At 64.2% G+C, this 24826-nt stretch carries 18 protein-coding genes and 3 pseudogenes; 13 read left to right on the top strand and 8 right to left on the bottom strand.

Annotated elements, in window-relative coordinates:
- Window position 1: 1 nt before the first annotated feature.
- Both ACFLEY_RS11230 and ACFLEY_RS11225 read left to right on the top strand, forming a co-directional pair.
- A complete protein-coding gene (locus tag ACFLEY_RS11230; RefSeq protein WP_011089272.1) occupies window positions 2-1018 on the top strand; it encodes a zinc-dependent alcohol dehydrogenase family protein in 1017 nt (338 codons plus the stop codon).
- 121 nt (window positions 1019-1139) lie between these two features.
- Window positions 1140-1534: pseudogene (locus ACFLEY_RS11225) on the top strand (cupin domain-containing protein).
- 203 nt (window positions 1535-1737) lie between these two features.
- Here the strand turns inward: ACFLEY_RS11225 and ACFLEY_RS11220 are convergent.
- The 4 genes from ACFLEY_RS11220 to ACFLEY_RS11205 all read right to left on the bottom strand — a co-directional run bounded on the left by ACFLEY_RS11220 (window position 1738) and on the right by ACFLEY_RS11205 (window position 8511).
- On the bottom strand, window positions 1738-1980 hold the full coding sequence (locus tag ACFLEY_RS11220; protein ID WP_011089274.1) for a hypothetical protein: 243 nt from the start codon (window positions 1978-1980) through the stop codon (window positions 1738-1740).
- 60 nt (window positions 1981-2040) lie between these two features.
- Complete coding sequence (locus ACFLEY_RS11215) at window positions 2041-3159, bottom strand: DUF2336 domain-containing protein (protein WP_060912666.1); 1119 nt, start codon at window positions 3157-3159, stop codon at window positions 2041-2043.
- A 353-nt stretch (window positions 3160-3512) separates the two neighbouring features.
- Window positions 3513-7133 carry an AsmA-like C-terminal region-containing protein gene (locus ACFLEY_RS11210; protein ID WP_060908568.1) on the bottom strand — a complete coding sequence of 1207 codons (3621 nt, stop codon included), beginning with the start codon at window positions 7131-7133 and terminating at the stop codon, window positions 3513-3515.
- A 145-nt stretch (window positions 7134-7278) separates the two neighbouring features.
- Window positions 7279-8511 carry a cytochrome P450 gene (locus ACFLEY_RS11205; RefSeq protein ID WP_060908569.1) on the bottom strand — a complete coding sequence of 411 codons (1233 nt, stop codon included), beginning with the start codon at window positions 8509-8511 and terminating at the stop codon, window positions 7279-7281.
- Window positions 8512-8643: 132 nt separating this feature from the next.
- Between ACFLEY_RS11205 and ACFLEY_RS11200 the strand changes: the two genes are divergently transcribed.
- From ACFLEY_RS11200 to ACFLEY_RS11190, 3 genes are all read left to right on the top strand, one after another.
- Window positions 8644-9255, top strand: a complete 612-nt coding sequence (locus tag ACFLEY_RS11200; protein WP_028176191.1) for a TetR/AcrR family transcriptional regulator — start codon at window positions 8644-8646, stop codon at window positions 9253-9255.
- 133 nt (window positions 9256-9388) lie between these two features.
- Window positions 9389-10900 carry a tetratricopeptide repeat protein gene (locus ACFLEY_RS11195; protein ID WP_211433849.1) on the top strand — a complete coding sequence of 504 codons (1512 nt, stop codon included), beginning with the start codon at window positions 9389-9391 and terminating at the stop codon, window positions 10898-10900.
- 255 nt (window positions 10901-11155) lie between these two features.
- A complete protein-coding gene (locus ACFLEY_RS11190) occupies window positions 11156-11422 on the top strand; it encodes a hypothetical protein (protein WP_129557363.1) in 267 nt (88 codons plus the stop codon).
- 167 nt (window positions 11423-11589) lie between these two features.
- On the opposite strand, the gene ACFLEY_RS11185 is transcribed toward ACFLEY_RS11190, so the two are convergent.
- The gene (locus ACFLEY_RS11185) at window positions 11590-12633 is read right to left on the bottom strand and encodes a medium chain dehydrogenase/reductase family protein (RefSeq protein ID WP_060908570.1); all 1044 of its coding nucleotides are present in this window, start codon (window positions 12631-12633) and stop codon (window positions 11590-11592) included.
- Window positions 12634-12800: 167 nt separating this feature from the next.
- Here ACFLEY_RS11185 and ACFLEY_RS11180 point away from each other — a divergent pair, with 167 nt between their 5' ends.
- The 5 genes and pseudogenes from ACFLEY_RS11180 to ACFLEY_RS11160 all read left to right on the top strand — a co-directional run bounded on the left by ACFLEY_RS11180 (window position 12801) and on the right by ACFLEY_RS11160 (window position 17098).
- Entirely contained in the window at window positions 12801-13082 is a 282-nt protein-coding gene (locus ACFLEY_RS11180) for a hypothetical protein (protein ID WP_396604636.1), read from the top strand.
- Entirely contained in the window at window positions 13027-14091 is a 1065-nt protein-coding gene (locus tag ACFLEY_RS11175) for an IS630-like element ISRj1 family transposase (protein WP_026192128.1), read from the top strand. The genes ACFLEY_RS11180 and ACFLEY_RS11175 overlap by 56 nt, the downstream gene beginning before the upstream one ends.
- A 47-nt stretch (window positions 14092-14138) precedes the next feature.
- Window positions 14139-15203 (top strand): annotated as a pseudogene (locus ACFLEY_RS11170) (IS630-like element ISRj1 family transposase).
- Between the two features lie 55 nt (window positions 15204-15258).
- The gene (locus ACFLEY_RS11165) at window positions 15259-16323 is read left to right on the top strand and encodes an IS630-like element ISRj1 family transposase (protein WP_026192128.1); all 1065 of its coding nucleotides are present in this window, start codon (window positions 15259-15261) and stop codon (window positions 16321-16323) included.
- 316 nt (window positions 16324-16639) lie between these two features.
- The gene (locus ACFLEY_RS11160) at window positions 16640-17098 is read left to right on the top strand and encodes an MAPEG family protein (protein ID WP_244647681.1); all 459 of its coding nucleotides are present in this window, start codon (window positions 16640-16642) and stop codon (window positions 17096-17098) included.
- Window positions 17099-17101: 3 nt separating this feature from the next.
- Here the strand turns inward: ACFLEY_RS11160 and ACFLEY_RS11155 are convergent, their stop codons facing one another.
- On the bottom strand, window positions 17102-19105 hold the full coding sequence (locus tag ACFLEY_RS11155; protein ID WP_060908572.1) for a BTAD domain-containing putative transcriptional regulator: 2004 nt from the start codon (window positions 19103-19105) through the stop codon (window positions 17102-17104).
- Between the two features lie 341 nt (window positions 19106-19446).
- On the opposite strand from ACFLEY_RS11155, the gene ACFLEY_RS11150 reads away from it, so the two are divergent.
- The 3 genes from ACFLEY_RS11150 (at window position 19447) to ACFLEY_RS11140 (ending at window position 20577) form a co-directional block, all read left to right on the top strand.
- The gene (locus ACFLEY_RS11150; RefSeq protein WP_060908574.1) at window positions 19447-19890 is read left to right on the top strand and encodes a hypothetical protein; all 444 of its coding nucleotides are present in this window, start codon (window positions 19447-19449) and stop codon (window positions 19888-19890) included.
- 121 nt (window positions 19891-20011) lie between these two features.
- Window positions 20012-20371: a hypothetical protein gene (locus ACFLEY_RS11145; RefSeq protein ID WP_060908575.1), complete on the top strand. Its 360-nt coding sequence runs from the start codon at window positions 20012-20014 to the stop codon at window positions 20369-20371.
- Between the two features lie 2 nt (window positions 20372-20373).
- Window positions 20374-20577 carry a hypothetical protein gene (locus tag ACFLEY_RS11140; protein ID WP_129557364.1) on the top strand — a complete coding sequence of 68 codons (204 nt, stop codon included), beginning with the start codon at window positions 20374-20376 and terminating at the stop codon, window positions 20575-20577.
- A 155-nt stretch (window positions 20578-20732) separates the two neighbouring features.
- Here ACFLEY_RS11140 and ACFLEY_RS11135 read toward each other — a convergent pair whose 3' ends face one another.
- Together ACFLEY_RS11135 and ACFLEY_RS11130 are read right to left on the bottom strand one after the other, a co-directional pair.
- Complete coding sequence (locus tag ACFLEY_RS11135) at window positions 20733-23318, bottom strand: EAL domain-containing protein (protein WP_211433514.1); 2586 nt, start codon at window positions 23316-23318, stop codon at window positions 20733-20735.
- 140 nt (window positions 23319-23458) lie between these two features.
- Window positions 23459-24732: pseudogene (locus ACFLEY_RS11130) on the bottom strand (MFS transporter).
- Between the last annotated feature and the right edge of the window lie 94 nt (window positions 24733-24826).

Below are 24826 nucleotides of genomic sequence, written 5' to 3'. Positions count from 1 at the left end.
AATGCTGGCAACACTCATGTACGGTCCCGGTGATGTCCGGTGCGAACAGGTCGACGACCCCAGGATCCTCAAACCCACCGATGCCATCATCAAGCTGTCGGCCACCTGCATCTGCGGCTCGGATCTCTGGCCCTACCGGGGTCTGCAGCCGATCGACGGCCGCGCCCATATGGGCCACGAATATTGCGGCGTCGTCGTGGAGGTCGGACGCGAGGTGACGACGGTGCGGCCCGGACAGTTCGTCGTCGGCTCGTTCTGCATCTCGGACAACACCTGCCCGCATTGCCGGTTTGGATTTCATTCCTCATGCGTCCAGCGCGAGTTCATGTCCGGCGCACAGGCGCCGTACGCGCGGGTGCCGCTCGCCGACGGCACGCTGGTTGCGACCGCGGAGCTGCCTTCGCCCGATCTCATCCCCGATCTGCTCGCGACCTCCGACGTGCTGGGCACGGGATGGTACGCCGCCGACGCCGCGAACGTCCGTGAGGGATCGACCGTCGTCGTGGTCGGCGACGGCGCCGTCGGGCTGATGGGCGTGCTGTCGGCCAAAGCGATGGGGGCCGAGCGGATCATCGCCATGAGCCGCCACGAGACCCGGCAACGGCTCGCCATCGAGTTCGGGGCGACCGACATCGTGGCGGAGCGCGGCGAAGCGGGCATTGCCCGCATCAAGGAGCTGACGCGCGGCGTCGGCGCCGATTCCGTTCTGGAGTGTGTCGGCATGCAGGAGTCGATGACGCAGGCCATCGAGTGCACGCGGCCCGGCGGCTCGATCGGCTATGTCGGCGTGCCCCACGGCGTGACCTTCGACGGCCAGGCGATGTTCTTCGCGCAACGCCGCATGCTCGGCGGACCGGCCCCCGTCCGGCGCTTCCTGCCGGACCTGATCGACCGCGTCCTCGCCGGCAAGATCAAGCCCGGAAAGGTCTTCGATCTCAAGCTGCCGCTGGCCGACGTGGCCGAGGGCTACCGCGCCATGGACGAGCGACGCGCGATCAAGACGATGATCACCGTCTGAGGTCGTATGCATGATCTCGCGGCGCCGCGTGATCGCGGGAGCAGGCTCCTTCGCCGTCGTCTCCGCGTCGCGATCGGCAACAATGAGCGAAACCGGCGTGTCGAAGCAAGGGAGTCAGTCGATGCAGATCAAGCGTAGTGGAGATCAGCCGTCCCAAAAAGGCCCGGAAGCGTGGTTCACCGGACAAGTGCGCAACGATCCGCTGCACACAGCCGTCGCGCCGGCGCACGCGAACGTCGCCAGCGTCACCTTCGAACCGGGTGCCCGGACGGCGTGGCACATCCATCCGCTGGGCCAGACGCTGATTGTGACAGCGGGGGCGGGTCGCGCACAGACATGGGGCGGCCCGATCGAGGAACTACGGCCCGGCGACGTGGTCTGGTTTTCGCGGGCGAGAAGCACTGGCACGGCGCGAGCGCCACGACGGCGATGACGCACACCGCCATACAGGAGCAGCTGGACGGCAAGACGGTCGACTGGCTGGAGAAAGTCAGCGACGAACAATATCGCGGCTGAAAAGTAACGAGGTGCGTCCTGCGCCGTCATTGCGAGCGCAGTGACTTGTCCCGCCGAAGCTTTGGCGAAGGCGGGAGCAATCCAGGCTGTCTCCGCGGAAAGATTCGGGATTGCTTCGTCGCATCGGCGCAAAATTGCTTCGCAATTTTGTCGCGAGCTCCTCGCAATGACGGTGGAAGCCGTTGTGTAACGCGGATGGAATCCTACCTGAAATACCCCAGCACCAGATCGATATCCGAGCTGCCGGCGACCGCGCCGTTCAGCTCGGCGTCGATGACGCGGCGGCAGGCTTCGATCGCGGCGTGATCGCCGAGATCGTTGGCGGCTTCCAGCACGAGCCAGGCGGCGTCGACCGAGGCCTTGTCCGGAGCTCCGCCGCCGACATCGGCGCCGAAGGCATTGTTGAGGTTCTTCTTGCGAACGGCGGTGCCGAATTGAGGCAACATTTGCAAATACTCCCCTGCCAATTCCCGGGTGATCTCAGTGGACCTGCTTAGTGGACTTGCTCAGTGGACCAGGAGTTCGGGCTGACGGCCCGCATCGGCACCCGCGCCGGTCTTGCGCGACTGGTAGAACTTCAGGATGCTGCGCGAGGTCTCGATCTTGAGCCGGCTGAACTCGCGCTCGTTGTCCTGGAGCTCGCGCGCGGTGATCAGATGATCCTTGGCGCCGAGGAACAGCAGCGACATCGTCGTGTCCCAGGAGAAGTTGAGCGCCTTGCACAGCACCAGGATCATCTCGCGGTTGCGGTCCATCAGCGCGCGCTCGATCACGTCGACCGGCAGCGCCGACAGCAGCGACAGGCCGATCTGCACCTCGTCGAAGCGGTGCTGGCGCGCATAGTTCGAGATCGAGTCCTGGTTGAGGTTGCCCTGGCGGTACTGCGTCGTCACCACGCGCTTGGCGACGAAGTAGCTGCGCGAGGACGGGCCGAACTTGGATTGCAGATCGCCGGTGACCTCTGTCACCGAGCTCTGGATCTGCGCCATCATCTCAGGGCGCTCGCTCTCGAGCCGGCGGCGGACGTCTTCCGACGCTTTCGAGATGAGCTGCTGGAAGATGTGGCGCGGCACGTCCTTGCGCAGGCCAAGCTGCTCGGCAAGAATCGAATCGCCCTCGGCGCGGCGGACCATGTGCAGCAGGCCCGAGCCGGAGAAGCGCGCGCCCTCGTTCCTGGCGACCGACGTCACGACCTCCTGGTCGCCGCGCTTGACCAGCACGTCGGTCACGGCCTCGCCGATGGATTTACGCTGGGCAATCGCGAGCAGATGCGACTGGCTCTTGGTCAGGGCGCTCTCGACCAGCATCTTCTCGTCGAGACGGGTGGAGTCGCGCAGCACGGGACCGGCGACCGCGATCTCGTCGTCGAGAGCGAGCTTTTCGATGACATTGAGCGGAGCGTGATCGCAGGCCGCCATCAATTCGGAGAGCTGCGTCCGCGCGGCAACCTCGATCTCGTCGGCAAGCCGGCCGATGACCTCGCCGAACATGCTGATCTCGTCGTCGCTGTAGCGGCCGGTGATCAGGATGTCGGTCGCATGCCACAGCGCGCGTGCCCGGCTTTCGTCGGTGCCGCGCGCGATCGCGTCGTCCAGATCCTGTAGAAGCGTTTTCGCCCCGTTCATGTCGATCACCCCAGTTCTTGGTCGTTCTTTGGCGAGCCATCCCGCCTGTGCTGGCGCGACGCCGAATTCCTCTGACACCCGACACTAGGGAGCAAACGCGAGAATCCGGTAAAGTCGGCAGATCAGTTTTGCCGACGAGAATTCATTCAAATGCGATGGAATGGGTTTACCGGCGGGCAAGGGAGAAGGTGCGCTCCCTCTCCCGCTTGCGGGAGAGGGCTGGGGAGAGGGTGTCTCCGCAGAGCGACTCCCTTAATGGAAAGAACCCTCACCCGGCGCTTCGCGCCGACCTATCCCGCAAGCGGGAGAGGTTAAGAGGGCCCGCGGCCCGATCTCTCCAAACGAACTCGCGCTTACGGGTTCGACGGCGTCAGCACCAGCGGCGGCTTCGGCTTGGGCTTTGCGGGCGCGGGGCCCGGCGCCGGTCTCACCTCGATCGGCGGCGGCAATGGCGCGACCTGCTGACTTGCGAGCGGCGGGCTTGGAGCTGCGGGCGCGGCCAGCGGCGCTTTCGGCGTCGGCGCGGCTTTCGGCCTTGGCGTCGCGCGGCGTGGATCCTGGCCCGGCAGCGGCACGTTGGCCGGCACCTGCTCGGGCGCCGCATCCGGAGACACCAACGTCGGTAGCGCCGCGGTCGCCGGCGGCGGCTCGCCGCGCTCGATGGCATCGAGCCGGCGCGTCTCGCGATCGATCGTGCGCACCGCGAGCCACGAAGACAGCGGCGCAAGATCGACGGTGCGGTTGAGCTTGTCGGGGGGGCCCGCCGCGAACAACTGGATCTCCGGCGGGGCGCCGGAGAGCCCGGTCATGATCGGCGTCAGGCTGGCGCGGATGTCGGCCTGGTCGGCGGGAATGTCGTAACCGCCGGAGACAATGGCGCGGGCGTTCTTCGCTTCAAGCGGCGTGGCACCAACGCGCAGCCGTCCGTCGCGGATCGTGAACGGGATCTGCGCCGAGGCGACCGCAATGGGACCCGCCGCCAGCGCGGGTTCGACCAGCTGCCGCAGCCTGTTGTCGTCGGCGACCTGACCGCCGTCGCTGGCGCGGATGGCGATCTCGAACGCACGCGGGTTGAGGCCGCTGATTTCCGCAGAGTCCAGCGTCACCGTGCCATTGCCGGCGAGCGCGCCGGTCAACGCCGCGACGCTGCGGCCCTGGCTGGTCAGTGCAATCTGCACCGAGGCGCGTCCCTTGGGCAAAGCAAGATCACGGTAGCGCAGCGTGGTCGCATCGACATTGCTGAGCTCGATACGTGCATTCAGCGCAACGCCACTCGCGCCGTTGCGTGCGTCAAAACTCGCCGAGATCTCGCCGCCGCCGACGCCGCCCTTGAGCGCATCGAGCGCGAGCGACTGGCCGTCGCTCCGGATCGTCCCACCGATGGGACGCAGCTCGACGCCGCCTGGCAACGTGCCGCGCAACGCCTGGAAGGCGATGCGGCCGCGCCAGCCACCGAGGAGCCCCGCGCTCAGCGGCTCGCCGGCATCGCGTCCGGCCGCGCCGACGGCAAGCGCGAGCGCCGGCGCAAGATCGAGCGTGTCGAGGCCTACCTCGCCGTCGATGCTCTTCTCCTGGTCGAGCGTGACCGCCAGACGACCGCGCAGATGCGAGCCGGCCGCGCTGCCGTCGAGATCGTCGAAGGTCAGGCGATTGCCGGACAGAGAGAGCCGGGAGGACAGGCTGACGGTCTGCGCCGATTTGCCGGCCGGGCCGGTTCCGAACAGCGGCGCGAGGTTGACGTTGCGCACGCGCAGATTCACGGACGCCTTCGGCTCCGGCGCGGACAATTCGACGCTGCCTTGCGCGTCTGCGTCCAGCCCGCCGCCGCTCAGTTTTGCGTTCAATTGCAGCGGACGGCGCCAGGCACCGCTTAACCGGCCTTCGAACTGCGAAGCGCCCTCGCCCGCGGCCACCACGCGATCGAGGCCGAGCAAGGCCAGCAATGCGCCGGCCTGCGGGGTCGAGACTTTCGAGTCCAGCGTGAAGTCGCTGTTGCGCAGGCGGTCGATGTCGATGCCGTTGACGGCCGCTACCGGCGTCTGTGCGGCCAGCGTCGCGGTGGCCTTGAGCTGCGGCGCGTCGAGATCGAACACGGCGCGGGCGTCGCTGCGATCGGCATGCTCGGCGTTCCTGTCGAGGCTGAGGTCGAGCTTCAGGCGGGTCGCACCGGGCAGCGGCGCGATCGCATCGAAGCGCGTACGCACCGAAGGGGCAAACGGCTCGATCAGCGCGGTAAGCTCGCGCAGCGAATTGGCTGAGGATTTCAGCGCGAGCTTGCCGGTGGCTTTGGTACGGTCGAAGCTGCCGCTCGCCTCGGTGGTCACGCCGCTGGTCTGACCGAACCGCAACTGCTCCAGCGACAGCGACGCCGGTCCATAGCCGAGCTTCGCCGCGAACGGCCGCAGCTCCTGGCCGGCGGAGATCGCACGGCCGACATCGAGCGAGAGTCTTGCCTCCTCCGGCCATTCGCCTTGCGGCCCGCCGAGCGCGCGCACAAAGCTCGCAGCGGCGTCGAGATCGAGACGGTCGGCCTTGAGCTCGGCATCGATCCGCGAGCCCTTGCTCGCGCCGGTCTGGACGAAAGCAATTCGTCCCTCGATGGCGCCGCCTTCGATGTCGGCCTTCAGCTTGTCGATGGCGAGATGGTTGGCGGCGATCGTCACGTCGCCGGCAAGCCGCAGCGGCCGGGTGCTGCGGCGGTTGACCTCGCTGCGGCCCTGGAGCCAGGCCACCAGCGTATCGGGATCGGAGGATTCGACGCTGAGCCGGCCGCTGAAGCTGTCGGCGCCGGGCGCCGCGCCGTTGAGCGAGAGCTGCGTCATGCCGGGCGCGCGCAGCTCGAGCCGCTGGAAGGTCCAGGACCGGCCGTCGGTCTTGAGCTCGGCGGCGATGTTCTGGAGCGGCCGGCCGCCGAGCATGATCTGGTCGGAGTTGAACTCGATCTGCGCCGGGATCGGCGCCTGCGGGATCGCGGCAAGGCCGGCGCGCAGTGCCGGCAGGATGCGCAGCGGCTCGGCGTCGTCCTTGCCGGCCAGCTTGTCGGCATCGATCTGGCGCGCCGACAGCACCGCGCGCAGCAGCGGCGAGGCGCCGAACCTGAGATCGCCGACGCCGCCGACTTTCAACGCATTGTCCTCGGCGCCAAAGCTTGCGTCGATCTGGTCGAACTTGGCGCCGGCGGGATCGGCCTTGAGTTTTGCGGTGAGCTTCCAGGGCGTCGGCCCGGCCTCGCCGGCCTTCTTCGCCGCCGGCACGGCCAGCGTCAGCGCGCCGTCGAATTTCGGCAGGCGGTTGTCGAAGGCGAGCACGCCTTCGAGATCGGCGAGGATGGCGCGCTCGCCGGGGTCGATGTTGAGGTGGAGACGCGTGGCGCTGCCGTCGGCGCTCGGGCCGGAGGAGATGCGGAACGGGTAGCGCGTGCCGCCCGCGGTGAAACGGCCGTCGCCGCGCACCGAGCCGGCCAGCGAGCGGACGTCGCCGGAGAAGGCGATGTCGGTGAGCTCCAGCGTCGAGCGGCTGGCGGCATCGTGCAGGGCGATGCGGCCGGTGAGATTGAGGCGCTCGATCGCCAGCGAAGCCAGATTGAAGGTGCCGCTCGCGGTGGACGGCAGATCGACCCGCCCGCGCGCGTCGAGGCCGAGATCGACCGCCATGCCATTGACAGTCAGCTCGGTGGCGCGCCATTCGCCGCGCATCAGCGCGCTCAAGCTGAACTCGACGTCGAGCTTGTCGGCGCGCAGGCGGCCGAGATCGTTGTTGCCGCCGAAGGTGACCGAGCGCAGCCGCAACGTCGGCGCCGGCAGCAGCCGCGCGTCGAGCTCGCCCGCCACCCGCACCGGCACGCCGATGATCCGGCCCGCCTCCGCCTCGAACTGGGGCCTGAACTGGTTCCAGTCGATGAAGTAGGGCCCGATCAGCGCGGCCAGAAGCGCAATGATGAAGGCAATCGCCAATCCGAGCAGCGTCGTCTGCACGGGTCTCCCCTCGGCCAAACCGGCACCCGGGCCAAACCTTGCCCCATGGAAGGCTTCAGGCGCGCCGGAACAGCCCCTTATATAGGGGGAAGTGTGGCGAAGTCACAGCGACTGTTGCGCGCGGAGGTTAACGCGCGCCGCCGCCTCACCAGCTCGCCGGCAAGCTCTTCAGGCCGCGCAGCACGAAGGTCGAGCGCCATTCCGGGTTCTCGACGTCGTCGATCCGCAGATCCGGCAGCCGGCGCAACAGCGTGGCGATGGCGATCTCGGCCTCGATCCGCGCCAATTGGGCCCCCAGGCAGAAATGGATGCCGCCGCCGAACGACAGCGGCTTGACGTTGGGACGGGTGACGTCGAGCCGGTCGGGGCGATCGGGATAGACCGCCGGATCGCGGTTGGCCGAGCCGAGCAGGCACAGCACGGTCTCGCCCTTGGGGATTTTCCTGCCGCCGAGATCGTCGATATCCTCGAGCGTGACGCGCCCGGTCATCTGCACCGAGGAATCGTAGCGCAGGAACTCCTCGATCGCATTGACCATCAGCTCCGGCCGGGCCTTGAGCAGCGCGAGCTGGTCCGGGTTGCGATGAAGCGCCAAGAGGCCGTTGCCGATCAGATTGACGGTGGTCTCGTGGCCGGCGCCGAACAACAGGATGATGTTGGCGGTCAGCTCCTCGTTGGTGAGCTTGTTGCCGTCTTCCTCGGTCTGCACCAGCTGGGTGGTGAGGTCGTCGGCGGGATTGCGGCGGCGCAGCTCGAACAGCTGCTGGAAATACATCTGCGCCATCATGTTGCCGGCGTTGCCCTTCGCGATCTCCTCCGGCGTGAGCGGCACGGGGTCGAGCAGCCGCCCGCCGTCGCGCGAGCTCTTGTAGAAGACCTCGCGATGGTCCTCGGGGATTCCCAGCATGTCGCAGATGATGGTGACAGGCAGGCGGAAGGCGAAATCCTCGATCAGGTCCATGTGGCCGCGGTCGATCACGGCATCGATGGCCTGGTCGACGATCTCCTGAATGCGCGGCCGCATGTCCTCGACGCGCCGCGCGGTGAAGGCCTTCACCACGAGGCCGCGCAGGCGGGTGTGGTCGGGCGGATCGGCCTGCAGCATCCAGTGGCTCATGCTGCGGAACACCGGCTCGTCCATGATCTTTTCGCTGTAGCGGCGCTTGGACCGCTCGACGAAATCCTTGCCGAAGCGCTTGTCGCGCATCACGAGGCTGACATCGGCGTGGCGACTGGCGACGAACTGGCCGAACGGCGTCACATGGATCGGATCGATCGCGCGCAGCCGGTCGTAATGCGGATAGGGGTTGCGGATGAAGTCCGGCGACAGCGGATTGAACAGCGGATCGCCGCCGGCAGGTTGCGCTTGCTCGTTCATGGTGACCTCAAATCGGTTGCCGCATGACACGAATACGCCGATCGCAGCCCCACTGCCCGGCGTAACCATCCCCTGAAATTATCAACTCGATACATTGTTGTATCGAGTTGCATTCTGCCCTAACCTGGTCCGATGTCAAGGGTGAGAACCAGGCCGACCAGGGACGACACGCGCGACAGACTGTTCGAGGCGGCCGCGCGGGTGTTCGAGGAAGACGGCATCGGCGGCGCCAGCATCGAGGCGATCGCGGCCGCGGCCGGCTTCACCCGCGGCGCGTTCTATTCCAACTTCAACAGCAAGGACGAATTGATCATCGCCATGCTCGAGGACCATGTGGAGCAGTCGATCCGGCGCAATATGGACATCCTCGCGCAGCACGACAATCTCGACGATTTCATCGCGGCGCTGCGAACGATGGACCGCAGCCGGCAGGATCCGCTCGGCCGCTCGCCGCTCTTGCACATGGAGATGATCCTCTACGTCGCGCGCGCCGAGAAGCGCCGGCCGGAGCTTGCCAAACGCCTGCGCGCGCGGCGCAAGCTGATCGCCGACATCGTCGAGGCGACGTTGAAGAGCAACGGCAAGAACAACACGCTCAACCCGCCGTGGATGGCCTCCGTCGTGCTGGCGCTGGAAGACGGCTTTCGCCTGCACCGGCTGATCGATCCGGAGACGACGCCGGCCGACAGTTTTCTGCGCGCGATTACGGATTTGCGGCGGAGGACGGGGCTGGCGGCGGGGTGACAGCGGCTGCGGCGATTGTCCAAGCGACAACTTGAGAGAGGCTTGAACTTGTCAGCAACCTTGACCAACCCAAAGCCGCGAAAATCTGCTAGTTTTTGGAATCCGGACGTTTGGCTCCTGCGCGGAGGCAACGATGACGAACTCGGAAGTCTCCACCGATCTACCGGACAAACCGACATCCGATAACGAGCAACCGGACAAAGCGACATCCGATAAGGAGCAATTGGGGAAACCACCATCCGATCGCGATCTAAAGAGTCGCCTCCGGGCGCGATTGCAGTTGATCGGCGGAGCGCTCGCCTCGATCGCCGCTATCGGCGCGATCGCGGGTGGTCTCGTCGGCTACTGGACTGTGTGGAAGACGCTCCGCACCGATGTGTTTCCGGACAAGCAACAGACGCAAAGAGAGGCTACGGCCCGGCCTGACGTTGCTCCCCGGTTGTCTCTCGTCGTCCTGCCATTTGCAAACCTCAACAACGATCCGGAGCAGGACTACTTCGCCGATAGTATTACGACCGATCTGACAACCGATCTCGCGCAAATGCCCGGCGCTTTCGTCATCGGACGGGGAACGGCCTTTACATTCAAGAACAAGCAGATCGACTTTAAGACGCTCGGCAAGGAGCTCGGCATCCGATGGGCGGTACAGGGCGCGGTGCGGCGCAACGGAGATCAGATCCGGGTCAACGTGTCGCTTACGGATGCCGCAAGCGGTCGCGACATCTGGTCCGATCGCTTCGACGGCGATCGCACGAACCTCGCCGCCTTGCAGGACCAGATCACGGGACGGCTCGCACGCTCGCTAAACATTGAACTCATGCAAGCCGAAAGCCGCCGCAGCGAAAAGGACCAATCCAGAAATCCAGACGCCATGGACTTCACGATGCGCGGCTGGGCAAAGTTCTATGAGCCCCGGTCGAAGACGGAAATTGCGCAGGCAAAGGACCTGTTCGACCGTGCGTTGCATCTCGATCCGGATAACGTCGATGCAATGATCGCGAAAGCATGGTGCTTAGCCATTGCTGCGGGCTTCAGGTGGTCGACGTCCATGGCCGAAGATAAAGAAATAGCGACTGATCTCATCGACAGGGCTCTTGCGAAAAGCTCGTCAAACGCGTTGGCTTACGTGGTAAAGGGGGACACTCTTCGAGTATTTGGGCGCCCTGAGGAGGCGTTGCCTGAATACGACGCTGCGCTTGAAATCAATCCAAATTTCCCGATCGCCTACGCTCAGAAAGGACTTGCACTCATCCTCTCCGGGCGGGCCCGCGAAGCGTTCTCGCCGCTTCAGCTGGCACTCCGCCTCAGCCCGAAAGATCCGATTGCCGTCTCTTGGTATTACAACCTTTGCCATGCACACCTGCACCTTCAGGAATATGAAGAAGCCACCAAGGACTGCAGGCGAGTGATCAACATAAACAACGCATTCTGGTACGCCTATGTAGATCTGGTCTCGGCTTACGGAGCCAGCGGGCAGTTGGAGCCGGCGCGGCAGAGCTTGACTGAATTGAACAAGATCCGACCAGATTTCACGATCCAGTGGTTCCGTGAGTTTGGCTACGGATACTCAAGCAACCCGCAGTTTCGTCGGGAATTTGATGAAATTCTCGATGGGCTAAGGAAGGGAGGCGTGCGGGAGCAATAACGTGAAGGCTATTCGCTTGCCGACATTGGCGACCTTCCTACTCGAATGTCACCTATTGGCCCGTTTGAGACAAGCTGACCAGCGCTGATCATGTCAGTTCACCAGGCTTGACCGGAAGTCCTCGGTGTCCTCTCGAACCGACGCGACTGGACCCGAAGCGGACATTCTTTTTCGATCGGTCGTTCGCTCGCATTGCAATACGGAACTGAAGGGTGGTCCAGCCTGTTTGTTACATTCAGCCAAGCGGAGGTCGCCGTGAGGATTATTCTGATAACGACGATTTGCTGGGCCGTGTCGTGCGGATTTGCGACAGCGCAAGCCGATCCGAAGAAAGACTTGAACACGCCGACCGGGCGCTCGGCGCCGGAAGAAAAAGGTCAATTGCAGCCGCAAGGTTGGACCGGACCGATTGAAACAAAGTCGGGTGGTGCGCAGCCGGAAAGTCCGCAAGGTCAAAGCCCACCGGGGATGCAGGCAGCGCCGGACGGATCAACAAAGACAGTCGTTGAGCCCCGGAAGTGAGCCACTCCCTGGTCGGCGAGCGATCCGACTTCGCTCAGGGCGAGCCGGACCGTAAGGGCTGCTTTTGGCCCGTTCCTGCCGATCGTCATGCTCACAGCCGGCTCGGCGTCTTGGGCCGAGCGGCGATCCTGACCGTAGCGGAAACGCCCGGGCAGCGTCGCACCGCGTCAGGCGGAGCGCTGGCTGCGTCGCGAGGAGAGATCCGGGCACAGCACGAGCTTGCCCTCGAGACCGCCAGCCTCGAGGCGACGGTGAGCTTCGGCGACCTCGTCGAAGGAGATCCGCTCGGCGATGCGCGGCCGGATGGCACCTTCTGCCAGAAGCTCGAACAATTCCTCCAGGTCCTCCTTGAACCAGGTGGGATGTCGCGCCCGCATGGCATTTACCGAGTAAAAGCGGGCTCGCTTGCCGCCGGGCAATAATCTCCACAGATAGAGGCGCGCGATCTCCATCACGATGGGGAGCATCCGACGCCGTGCCTGCACGCTCGCCGAGAAGCCGATGGCGCAGAGCAGGCCGCCTGGCTTGAGCGCGGCGTATGAGCGGCGATAGCCGTCTTCGCCGACGCCGTCGACGATGACGTCGAACCCGCCCGGCAGAACCCGCGTGAAGTCCTCATGCTGGTAGTCGATCGGCGTTGCCCCGAGCTCCCGGACGAGCGCCATGTGCTCGCCGCGCACCGTGCCCCACAGCTCGACGCCCGCCAGTCTCCCGAGCACGAGCAGCGCCTGGCCGACCGCGCCGGCGGCGCCGTGCACGAGCACACGTTGGCCTCGCTGAACCTTGGCCGCGCGGTGCAGAAGCTGGTACGCGGTCGTCCAGCTCAAGATCAGCGCGGCCGCTTCAGCGGCGTCCACGCCAACCGGCACGCGGGCCAGGTCGTCCGCCCGAAGCGTGCGATACTCGGCGTTTGACCCGACCACCGTCATGTCGGCCACACGGTCGCCAATCTGAAAGTCGTGCACGCCTTCGCCGAGCTGATCGATTGCCCCCACCACGTCGTATCCCATGACGAATGGCGGCCGGAGGCGCATCGTTTGCGGGTACAGATGCCGCCTGATCAATACCTCGGTGTAGCTGAGGCTCGACGCGAGTACGCGAACGCGCACCTCGCCCCGGCCGGCGGTCGGCAGGCGGGTATCGACAACTTCCAGTGTCTCGGGATCACCGAAGCGGCTGACCTGAACAACTCGATTGCGCTGCTCGATCATGGGCGATCTCCATGCAATGCCGCGGCGCAAGAGCGGGCAGCCTGCCGTCAGGCTGGAGAAATTGAGTTGATCCAGATCAAGCGCGAGAGCCGCGCTGTTTGGAATTCTCCTCGGACCAAATGACCAGCCGGGTCGTTTGGCGCCATCATTTTTCATTGGAGGGGAAAATGCCTGCAGTTGTCATGCAGTTCGTTTCGCATCCAAGGCCCGGTAGCGATCTCGCGACTATCTTACAGCTTGCAAAGGACGGCGCGACACTTTGGAAAAAACACGGGGCCGATGTCAGCTATTGGTCGGTGATCGGTGGCGAGGTCGGGAACTACGCCTTCGTCGCTCGCTTCGATAGCGTAGAAGCTTATGGGCGCACCTTGGCGGCACTAGTTCAAGGTCGGGATGATACCCGAAGCAAGAGAAGTCCACCTTTCGAGGAAAGATCGCAAGGTGCTTGAGGCGTGCTGTCGCTCACCGGTGACGTTGCAGCGCGATTTGAAGCGGGCGCGGATAGTTCTGTTGGCGGCGGATGGGCGCAGCACCCGGTCGATCGCCAAGGAAGTTGGGGTCCAGCCGCGGATTGTCAGCCTTTGGCGGCATCGCTATGCCGACCATGGCCTTGAAGGGCTGCAAGACAAGCCGCGGCCTGGCAAGCAGCCGATCTATACGAAGACGACCGACAAGCGGATTCTGAAGCTGCTGGATAAGCCGCCACCGCAAGGGTTTGCGCGCTGGACCGGCCCCCTGCTGGCCGAGGCGCTGGGCGATGTCGATGTCCAATATGTCTGGCGGTTCCTGCGCAGCCACAAGATTGACCTGGTGGCTCGCAAGTCCTGGTGCGAGAGCAACGACCCGAACTTTACGGCCAAAGCCGCCGATGTTGTCGGCCTCTATGTCGCGCCGCCGGCGAAGGCCATTGTGCTGTGCGTGGACGAGAAGCCCTCGATCCAGGCTTTGGAGCGAGCGCAGGGTTATCTGAAGTTGCCCAATGGCCGCGCCTTGACCGGCCAAAGCCACGATTACAAGCGGCATGGCACCACAACATTGTTTGCGGCGCTCGAAGTCGCCACCGGAAAGATCATCGCGACCCATTCAAAACGCCGGCGCCGCGTCGAGTTTCTCGATTTCATGAACAGCGTCACCGCGGCTTTTCCGAACCGCAAGCTTCACGTCATCCTCGACAACCTCAACACCCATAAAAAGAACGAGGACTGGCTCAAGGCCCACCCCAACGTGCAATTTCATTTCACGCCGACAAGTGCGTCATGGCTCAATCAGGTCGAAGTATGGTTTTCCATCTTGCAGGGGCAGTCGCTCAGCGGCACCTCCTTCACGAGCCTCAAGCAGCTTCAGGAACACATCGATGCCTACGTCAACGCATACAACGACAGAGCCGAGCCCTTCGTCTGGACCAAGAAAAAGGTCCGTCAACGCCGTTTCAAAGGCCGCCGTATCACTCAGCTCTGATTCCGGGTACTAGTTTCTTGGAACGTGAGTCGTGATTCAAGGTCGGGATGATACCCGAAGCAAGAGAAGTCCACCTTTCGAGGAAAGATCGCAAGGTGCTTGAGGCGTGCTGTCGCTCACCGGTGACGTTGCAGCGCGATTTGAAGCGGGCGCGGATAGTTCTGTTGGCGGCGGATGGGCGCAGCACCCGGTCGATCGCCAAGGAAGTTGGGGTCCAGCCGCGGATTGTCAGCCTTTGGCGGCATCGCTATGCCGACCATGGCCTTGAAGGGCTGCAAGACAAGCCGCGGCCTGGCAAGCAGCCGATCTATACGAAGACGACCGACAAGCGGATTCTGAAGCTGCTGGATAAGCCGCCACCGCAAGGGTTTGCGCGCTGGACCGGCCCCCTGCTGGCCGAGGCGCTGGGCGATGTCGATGTCCAATATGTCTGGCGGTTCCTGCGCAGCCACAAGATTGACCTGGTGGCTCGCAAGTCCTGGTGCGAGAGCAACGACCCGAACTTTACGGCCAAAGCCGCCGATGTTGTCGGCCTCTATGTCGCGCCGCCGGCGAAGGCCATTGTGCTGTGCGTGGACGAGAAGTCCTCGATCCAGGCTTTGGAGCGAGCGCAGGGTTATCTGAAGTTGCCCAATGGCCGCGCCTTGACCGGCCAAAGCCACGATTACAAGCGGCATGGCACCACAACATTGTTTGCGGCGCTCGAAGTCGCCACCGGAAAGATCATCGCGACCCATTCAAAACGCCGGCGCCGCGTCGAGTTTCTCGATTTCATGAACAGCGTCACCGCGGCTTTTCCGAACCGCAAGCTTCACGTCATCCTCGACAACCTCAACACCCATAAAAAGAACGAGGACTGGCTCAAGGCCCACCCCAACGTGCAATTTCATTTCACGCCGACAAGTGCGTCATGGCTCAATTAGGTCGAAGTATGGTTTTCCATCTTGCAGGGGCAGTCGCTCAGCGGCACCTCCTTCACGAGCCTCAAGCAGCTTCAGGAACACATCGATGCCTACGTCAACGCATACAACGACAGAGCCGAGCCCTTCGTCTGGACCAAGAAAAAGGTCCGTCAACGCCGTTTCAAAGGCCGCCGTATCACTCAGCTCTGATTCCGGGTACTAGTACCCACTTTTCTTGGAACGTGAGTCGTGATTCAAGGTCGGGATGATACCCGAAGCAAGAGAAGTCCACCTTTCGAGGAAAGATCGCAAGGTGCTTGAGGCGTGCTGTCGCTCACCGGTGACGTTGCAGCGCGATTTGAAGCGGGCGCGGATAGTTCTGTTGGCGGCGGATGGGCGCAGCACCCGGTCGATCGCCAAGGAAGTTGGGGTCCAGCCGCGGATTGTCAGCCTTTGGCGGCATCGCTATGCCGACCATGGCCTTGAAGGGCTGCAAGACAAGCCGCGGCCTGGCAAGCAGCCGATCTATACGAAGACGACCGACAAGCGGATTCTGAAGCTGCTGGATAAGCCGCCACCGCAAGGGTTTGCGCGCTGGACCGGCCCCCTGCTGGCCGAGGCGCTGGGCGATGTCGATGTCCAATATGTCTGGCGGTTCCTGCGCAGCCACAAGATTGACCTGGTGGCTCGCAAGTCCTGGTGCGAGAGCAACGACCCGAACTTTACGGCCAAAGCCGCCGATGTTGTCGGCCTCTATGTCGCGCCGCCGGCGAAGGCCATTGTGCTGTGCGTGGACGAGAAGCCCTCGATCCAGGCTTTGGAGCGAGCGCAGGGTTATCTGAAGTTGCCCAATGGCCGCGCCTTGACCGGCCAAAGCCACGATTACAAGCGGCATGGCACCACAACATTGTTTGCGGCGCTCGAAGTCGCCACCGGAAAGATCATCGCGACCCATTCAAAACGCCGGCGCCGCGTCGAGTTTCTCGATTTCATGAACAGCGTCACCGCGGCTTTTCCGAACCGCAAGCTTCACGTCATCCTCGACAACCTCAACACCCATAAAAAGAACGAGGACTGGCTCAAGGCCCACCCCAACGTGCAATTTCATTTCACGCCGACAAGTGCGTCATGGCTCAATCAGGTCGAAGTATGGTTTTCCATCTTGCAGGGGCAGTCGCTCAGCGGCACCTCCTTCACGAGCCTCAAGCAGCTTCAGGAACACATCGATGCCTACGTCAACGCATACAACGACAGAGCCGAGCCCTTCGTCTGGACCAAGAAAAAGGTCCGTCAACGCCGTTTCAAAGGCCGCCGTATCACTCAGCTCTGATTCCGGGTACTAGGTGCCGATCCAGCTTTCGCAGAATTCCAGGCTAAGCGGCTAAAGGCTGGGCAATCCGATTGGGTACGCTCCAACATGGCCATCCAGGTTGATATCTGACGGAACGCCTTCTCTCCCGAGTGCGAGACCGCCTTCGGGCGGTCTCTTGCTGCCCGGCCGATGTCGCCCTGCCCCGCGCACGCCACGGCGGTGGCGTTCGCGAGCGCGCCGGGCTATACGCGGACGGGTGACGTCCTTTGCCTGGTGGCGCGGCGCGGTCGCGCATCTCACGTGGAAACGTCACAAGGGGGCCAAATTGGACCGAATGAGTCTTCACGATCCCCTTTTCGCCACGTATGTCGTTGCCGCCACCCTGATGATCTTGAAGGCCGTGGCGATGTCATGGCTGACCGTGATCCGTATGGTGCAAGCCAAGGGGGGCTACCGTTCGCCGGAGGATATCAAGAAGACCCCGATGAATCCTGCGCCAGATCCAGCGCAGCTTCTTCCCAACGAACGTGTCGAGCGGATCCGCCGGATCCAGATGAACGATCTCGAGAGCTTGCCGTATTTCCTGGTCGCGGGTCTGCTCTATATCCTCACGCAGCCGTCGCTGCGGCTCGCGCAGTGGCTGCTCTACGGCTACGTTGCCTCACGCCTGCTGCATTTTCTGGCCTATCTCACGGGACAAATCCACGAAGTTCGCGCGACACTGTGGACGGTCGGTTCGCTCATCCTCGTCTTCATGACCGGTCGCACGCTTCTCGTTGCACTCGGCGCTTGACGCTCAATCGGCCACACCGGCAACCTGCTGGGCCGAAAGGTAGCGTTCGAGAGCATCGTTTTGCTTGAAAAAGCGCATGGCGCGCAGATCGCGGATCGTTGTTTTTTGTGTTGCATCGCGACGCCGCGTGATCTCGCGGGCTTCTTCCAGGCGGCCGGCGGCAACCAGATTGGCCGCCAGCATACGATGGCCGGTGCCATTGCCCGGATTGTGCTGAACCGACTTGCGTGCCCAGGCGATGCCATCCTCGTGGCGCCCGAGCGCAAAGCAAGACGCCGTCAATCCTGTCATCCACAAATGCAGCATGCTGTCGTAGGGACTGAGGACGAGAGAACGATGAAGGCATGTGACTGCGTTCTCGTAATCGCCTGCCATGCTATCGATCATTCCGAGCGTACCCCACGCGAAAGCCGAACTGGGATTGAGCCTCACGGCCTCGACGGCATGAATACGCCCCTGATCGTTGTCGCCGGCCGGCCCAAACAGTGTGAAGCCATACACCGCATGGGCAAAGGCGTCCGTACCGTCCTGCTCGACCGCGCGACGCGCGAGACTGAGCGCCTCGGTCGTGGCGTCCGGCGACGTGTGTGCGCCAAGCGGCGAAGCCATGACGAGTCCCCAGGCGAGCGCCGCGAGCGTCGGCGAGCGCGCCTCATCAAGGCTGAGAGACTGTCGAAGCAGGTCGATCGCCTTGGTGATATCCTCACGGGTGCCGCCCCAGAGGTGGTGAAGGGCACGCAAGTAGAGATCGTAAGCAGAAAGATTGGTTGGCGGCTTGCGACGCGCGCGTTCGATTTCGGCGCTGCGAACGGCGGGATCGACGACCGCAGCGACGCTGCTGCTGACGTCATCCTGCAGATCGAAGATGTCGGTCAGTGGGCGGTCATAGCGATCGGACCAGACCTGAGCCTCGCTGCCGCTATGGGTCAGCTCGGCCGACACGCGAATGCGGTTGCCGGCCTTGCGAATTTGGCCGCTCAAGACGTATTGGACACCGAGTTGTTGCGCAATCTGCTGGCTGGTCATTCCCTTGTCCCGGAGGGCAAAGCTCGTCCCGCGTGCAATCACCACAAGGGCGCGAAAGCGCGACAAGGCCGTGATGATGTCCGCAGTGACGCCGTCGGCGAAATAGTCCTGCTCGGGGTCACCGCTCATGTTGCTGAACGGCAGAACCACCAAGGACGGCCTCTCGCCGTGCATGACGAGCGCCGGCGGGGGTGAGGCCTCCGGCGCGACCTCACCGGCAGCCGGCGCGGCGTTCTGCGGGTGATTGCTGCGCAGTTCCGCGGCCAGCGACCTGGTTGCCAGATCGGGCTCGGTGCTCAGCTCGCGCTTCAGCAAGGCAACGACGTCCCGATAGTATTTGAGCGCCTCGGCGTTACGTCCCGTTGCGGACAAAGCGCGCATGATCAAGCGATGCGAATCTTCGCGCAGGTTATTGAGTGCATTGGCGCGCTGGCCGGTTCGCAGGGCTTGCTCCGCACGCCCCTCAGACAGCTCATGCCCGCCGAGCGTCACCATAGCGCCCAGAGCCAGCTCCGATAACCGCTCGCGTTCGCCGGCTACCCATTCGCTCCAGCTTTCTTCGCCGACGCTGATGTCATCAGCCAGGCGCCCACGATAGAGGTCCGCCGCCGCACTCAATGCATCACGGCTGCCGTCCTGGACAAGCTCCTCAAACTGGCTCACATCGCATGCGATCACCATGGCATTCAGCGACACGAGTTCGCCATCGCTCCTCAGCGCATCCTGACCCAGGATTTGACGTAGCTTGAAGAGCGCTTGTCGCAGATTTTGCTTCGCTTGCGCATCGAGGTGAGATCCCCACAGCAAGGTCGACAGTTTTTCGCGTGACTGCGGGTCAGGAGCCATGCAGGCCAGAAAGGCCAGCAACCCCGCGAGCTTCTTGTTCGGCAGGCTGACGGCGCCATCCGGCCCTGTCAGTACGAAACGTCCCAGAAGCGAGAGACTAAAGATTGGGCACGCCGCAGATGTAGTTGTGGCCACTCCGCCTCCGATTCAATCAGACGCACCCATTTGGTATACACTCTACAGCAATTGCCACCCTTGCGAACATTATTAACGCGCCGATGACGATTGAATAACGCCGGCGAAGACCCCTGCAGGTTTTGATCGCATTGCGACGGGATGCCGAATGGTGAACCGACGCTCGGCAATTTCATCCGGAAAGCGGTCATGCGCGCGCGTCACCTCCTAGCGGCGGTCGCAGTTCTTTTCGTGGTCCTTGCGGGGATCGACGTCGCGCTGACGGCCCTTGCCGCTCCGAGTGCCGGGGCGGCTTCGGACTCGGCACCTCCGGTCGCACCGCTCCTTTTCGGAGACGACTGATGGACTCCGGCTTCACAACGGCCATCAAACAGGAGATCGCATTGACCCATCTGGACGATCAAATTCACGATTGGGGTAAAGCAACAAAGCCCAGAGGTCGTCGCGCGTCATTTCATGAAGCCGCGACTGCGCCCCGGACAAAGTCCCAGGTGCGCATCTCCGACACTATTCCCCCCGCAAAGGATTTTCATCTGCGCGGTCTGGCGCCCCTCACGCTGTTCGTCACCTGGTACCAGCGCGCCCGCTTCAGGGCGGAGCTGCTTGCCGACCTCAGGCGCAAGCCCGAATACCTCAGAGACATCGGGATTTGCCCGCACGAGGCGACGTCCGAAACCACTCGATTCTTCTGGGAGCCGATCCTGCTCAGGCGCAGCCCGGCCGGATGCGACCAGCAATCGCCGCCATTCTTTTTGTCGCCCTCGCCGGGATCGGCGTCGCGCTGACGGCCTTTGCCGCTGCGAGAGCCGGAGCCGCGGCAGATTTCGATGCAGGTTTCAATCGTCTCGGGCGGGCCCGGTGCGCGCGCCCACCTGCGCCATGCCGCGCAGCATCAGGAGAATAGCCATGAAGATCAACGTCTCCGCGCCACTTCGGAGCTCCCTGGCGTCAACGATCGTTGCTGCGCTTCACGAATCTCGGCGCCGAGAGGCCATCAACGTCATTCATCGCTACCGGCATCTCGGTTTCGATCGTGTCGAAACCAACCTTTGCGACCCGACGCCATCGCCGGATACGAAAACGCTCGCTCGTCAGATGCTGAGCAAGCGAAGGGGCAAGAACGCGGGACGATTGAGCGAAACACAGCTGATGGTCCTCGTTCTTCTAGGATTCGGCGTCGTTCACGTGATTGGCGGCGTCCTCATCGCGCGCGCGGCACCCGCGCAAGGTGATCCTCCCTTGGTCGTCGCGGCCTGGGGCGACTGACGGTGCCGGCGGCGGAAGCTGCTTCATTGAGTGTGAAAGATCGAGAGGCCGACGTGACAGCAATCATAAACGCGATTTCCCGGACGGTCGTCTCGGTCACCCGCGCCGACGTGGCGAAACACGCGCTGCTGCTGGCCGGAGCGTGCGCTTTCGTGTTCGTGCTCTCGCTCACCGATGGCCTGGATTTGAGCCCCGGATTGTTTTGATCACCGCGGTGGCGTGAACCACGATCGCCGCCCGGCGCTGTGCGCCGACGCCGGCGGCCCGTCTTCGGCGGATGTCGATTGGTGCCACGCGAACGATGCACCGCACATTTGGACATGGCACGCCTTCGCGGGCCGATTAGTGAGGAGTCCACGCTCTACGCCGAGCGCTTCACCACGTCGCGATCTGCCGGCGCAACATCGAGCCGCCCCAGCATCGCCCTCGCCTGCTCGGCGCAGTGCTCGATCAGCCAGCGCTCGAACGCGACCGGGGGAAGCGCGGGCGCGTAGAGGAAGCCTTGCACGACGTCGCAACCGAGATCGGCCAGCAATTTGCGCTGCGCCTCGGTCTCGACGCCTTCGGCGACGACGGTCATGCCGAGGCCCTGCCCCACGCGCACCACGGCGGTGGCGATCGCGAGCGCGCCGGCGTCCGTCTCGATGTCGCGCATGAAACTGCGGTCGATCTTGAGCTCGCGGATCGGCAGGTGCGCGAGACGGCTGAGACTCGAATAGCCGGTGCCGAAATCGTCCACCGAGAGCCCGACGCCGAGCTCGCGGATCGCGTTCATCGTCTCGAGCGCGGCGACGCTGTCCTGCATGAACGCGCCCTCGGTGATCTCCAGCATCAGCGCGTCCGGCGGCAGCCCGTATTCGGCGAGAATGTCGGCCAGCCGCGCCGCCAGCGTGACGTTGCGGAAATTGATCGGCGACAGGTTCACCGACACGCAGGGAATGCTGAGCCCGGCGCGGCGCCAGCTCGCCATCTGCCGGCATGCCTCGCGCACCGACCACAGGCCGATCTGCTCGATCAGGCCGCATTCCTCGGCGAGCGGGATGAACTTTGCCGGCGAGACGTCGCCGAGTTCGGCATCGTGCCAGCGCGCCAGCGCCTCGAGGCCGTGGATCGCGCCGTCGCAGCTGCGGATCTGCGGCTGGTAGCTAAGCGTGAGCTCGCCCTCCGCAATGGCGCGGCGCAGCGCCGCGATCAGCGCCAGCCGCTGCTCGGTCAACCCGTTCATCTCGGCGCTGAACAGCCGATGGGTCGAACGTCCCGCCTGCTTGGCCATGTACATGGCGGCGTCCGCCTGCTGCATCAAGGTGTCGATGTCGGTCGCATGATCGGGATAGAGGCTGATGCCGATGCTGGCCGACATCTGCATCTGCCGGGAGCCGAGCCGCAACGGCGCAGCCAGCGCCTCGGTGATCCCGGTCGCGACACGCTCCGCACCCTCGGCGTCGCGATGGGGCAGCAGCACGACGAATTCATCGCCGCCGAGCCGGCCCAGGATGTCTTCCGGCCCGATCTGCTCGCGCAGGCGCTGCGCGAGCTGGATCAGGAGCTCGTCGCCGGCGGCGTGGCCGAGCGTATCGTTGACGTCCTTGAAATGGTCGACGTCGAGGAAGGCCAGCGCGACGTGGCTGCCGGTCGGACAGGCGTCGATCGCGGCCGAGATCAGGTGCCGCAGCTGCGCGCGGTTGGGCAGGCCGGTGAGGATGTCGTGATAGGCGAGCCGCGCGATCTCCGCGCGTGCCTCCTTGCGCTCGATCGCAAACGCACCGAGGTTGACGCAGGCATCGACGATGCGCCGGTGCCAGTTGCTCGGCGCGCGCGGCTCCCGATAGTAGAAGGCGAAGGTGGCGATGACCCGGCCGTCCTTGGCCTTGACCGGGGTCGACCAGCAGGCGCGCAGGCCAATCCCGAGCGGCATCGCCTTGTAGGGCTGCCAGCGCGGATCGGTGTCGAGATCTTCAGCCAGAACCGGCTCGCCATAGTAGGCAGCCGTTCCGCAGGAGCCGACATTGGGGCCGATCGCAACGCCGTCCAATGCGCGACAATAGTCCTCGGGCAAGCTGGGACCGCCGAGCGGGTGGATCAGGCCCGCGGCATCGACGTGAAGCAGCGAGCAGACGACGTCGGGCGCAATCTCCTCGACGCGGCGACACAGCCGGTCGGCGATCTCGGCGATCGGGACCTCGTCGGCCAGCGCACCCATGATGAGCTGCTGGAGCGAGCGGAGCTGCTTGGTCTCGGTGATGTCCTCGAGCAGCGCGAAGATGTGCTTGACCCGGCCCTTCTTGTCGCGGAAGGCATCGATCCGGGCGCAGACCCAGATCTCCTCGCCGTCCTTGTCGTAGGCGAGTACCTCGGCCTCGCCGCGGCAGTCGCCATGCATCAGACGCTTGACGAGTTTGGCGACGGCCTTGCGATCGGTGTGGCGGCCGGCGATGAGCTCGCCCGCGCGGCGACCTTCGGCCTCCTCGCTGGTATAGCCGAACAGCGAAGTGAACGCCGAATTGACGTAGACAATGTTCTGCTCGGTGTCGGTGATGATCACCACGCGGTTGGTCTGGTCGGAGACGGCGTGGAGAAGCGCGATCCGCGCACGGCGCTCGGCCTCCGCGGTGACGTCGCGTGCGAACACGATGCGATGGACCGCGCCATCGATGGTCGCGGAGGACAGCGTGATGGCTACCTTGATGCGGCTGCCGTCGCGCCGCATGAGGCTGATCTCGTCGCGGAAATCCGTGACCGCGTCGGCCTGGAGGCATTTGAGCGTGAGAACGGCGGCATCGCGACCGAGCACCTCGGTGCGCGAAAGCTTCCAGATCCGCTCCGCGGCGGTGTTGAAGTGGATGATGCGCTGCGTGTCATCCACGATGACGACGCCATCGTCGGCACGTTCGAGCGCAGCCAGCAGCAGTTGCGGAGTTTCTGTCACGAGACAATCGGAGGCAGACATCGTTGGACCCGGCGGAAATCGGTCGAGGCTAGCGCTTCGATGGTGTCCAAGACGTTTTTGCGGTCCCGCCGCGCCCCGCCAAGGCGCGACATGCTTAACGGTCCGCCAAAGAGACGAAGGCAATCCGATGTGTGCGGAACCTACTCTGCGCGTCCGCCCTGGAGCTTATGCAGCCGTCCGGCCACGGCCCGCACCTTGCCCGGCGATGCCCGCCATACCGACAGCGCCGACAAGCCGCTCACGACCATGGCGATCGCGAAGGCGAGCGTGTAATCGCCCGTGCGATCATGGAGAAAACCCGTGAGCCAGGGACCGGCCGCGCCGCCGGCCAGGGCCGCCAGCATGATCGTACCGAAGATGCTGCCCTGGTGTTTGCCCTGGAAGATCTCGAACACCACCGCGCCCATGATCGAGGTGAGGCCGTAGCCGAGCGCGCCTTGCGCGAACACCATGAGATAGACGAGCCAGAGCGAAGGCTGGAACTTCAGCGCCATCAGTGCCGCGAAACAGATCGCAAAGCCTGCGCAGCTGATGGCCCAGACCCATTCCCGTCCAATGCGATCGGAAACATGGCCCAGCACGATCTGGCCGGGAATGCCGAGCAGGCTGACGATGCCGAGTGCCCACACCGCGACACCGGGGCTGAAGCCGATATCGAGCAGGAACTTAGTCTGGTGCACCTGCACCGCGTGCCGACCGCGATCCACCAGAACCGCGCCGTCCCGACCGCGCGCTTGAGCGTCCACTCGGTGCCGACCCAGACGGGATCGACGATGTTGGAGACCGGCTTTGCAGCGCCTGCGACCGGTGCGGCGTCGCCATCCGGCCGACGGCCGATATCCTCGGGGCGTTTGCGCAGGAACAGATTGATCGGCGCCAGCACAATCAGGATGAGGAGGCCCATCGCGGTGCAGGCCGTGCGCCAGCCGGTCTCCTCGATCATGAGCTGCACCCATGGCAGCAGCGTCACCGAGCCGATGCCGACGCCGGCAAAGGCGATGCCGATGGCGAAACCGCGCTTGCGGATGAACCAGTTCGGCAGGAACAGCGACTGGCCGGAATAGCCGAGACAGACGCTGCCGGCGCCGACCATGACGCCGATGGTCACGTAGAGATGCCAGGGCTCGCTGGTGAGCGGAGCGAGCAGCAGCCCGCCGCCCATCAGCGCGACGCCGAGCTCCATCACCGCGCGGGGACCGGCGCGGTCCATCAGGCGACCGATCAGCGGGCTGACCACGCCCGACACCACGAAGCCGAACGAGAAGGCGCCGGCGGTGACGCCGCGCTCCCAGCCGAATTCGGAGATGATCGGCGGAAAGAACAGCGAGAACGCGGTGCGCGCGTTGACGCCGATGGCCATGGTGACAAACGTCACCGCGACCACGACCCAGCCGTAGAAGAACGGAAGCCGCATGTTGTGTTTATTTCATCCCTAGACGATCCTACCGACCATCCGGCGATGCCTGGGTCAAGCGCTTTTCGCGGATACCCGTCCGGCGCAATCGCAT

The sequence above is a fragment of the Bradyrhizobium sp. YCK136 genome (assembly GCF_044570075.1).
GTDB lineage: Bacteria > Pseudomonadota > Alphaproteobacteria > Rhizobiales > Xanthobacteraceae > Bradyrhizobium > Bradyrhizobium diazoefficiens.
Note: the sequence above shows the minus strand (reverse complement) of the source record. Positions and strands in the feature narration are given on the sequence as shown.